This is a genomic window from Exiguobacterium sp. S3 (assembly GCF_018617295.1).
Taxonomy (GTDB): domain Bacteria; phylum Bacillota; class Bacilli; order Exiguobacteriales; family Exiguobacteriaceae; genus Exiguobacterium; species Exiguobacterium profundum.
In genome coordinates this window covers 1-273 of sequence record NZ_JACSJW010000021.1, presented here as the reverse complement: position 1 = coordinate 273, position 273 = coordinate 1, and the positions used below count along the sequence as shown (strand labels likewise).

At 44.0% G+C, this 273-nt stretch carries 2 tRNA genes; both read left to right on the top strand.

From position 1 onward, the window contains the following. Positions 1-10 precede the first annotated feature (10 nt). A tRNA-Arg gene (locus KNO65_RS15665) sits at positions 11-87 on the top strand. A gap of 6 nt (positions 88-93) precedes the next feature. Beyond that, positions 94-170 (top strand) — tRNA-Pro (locus KNO65_RS15660). Positions 171-273: the final 103 nt, after the last annotated feature.

Genomic DNA, 273 nt, shown 5'->3' with positions numbered 1-273 from the left:
CGCACCATATGCACCCTTAGCTCAGCTGGATAGAGCGTTAGACTACGAATCTAAAGGCCGGGAGTTCGAATCTCTCAGGGTGCACCATTTTAACGGGAAGTAGCTCAGCTTGGTAGAGCACTTGGTTTGGGACCAAGGGGTCGCAGGTTCGAATCCTGTCTTCCCGACCATTTATTTTTTTGGTCTTTGAAAACTGAACGATGAGGCAAAAAAAGTTTTACAATTTTTGAATGAAGCGCAAGCTTCGTCAATTTAAGAGCTATATCAAATTCT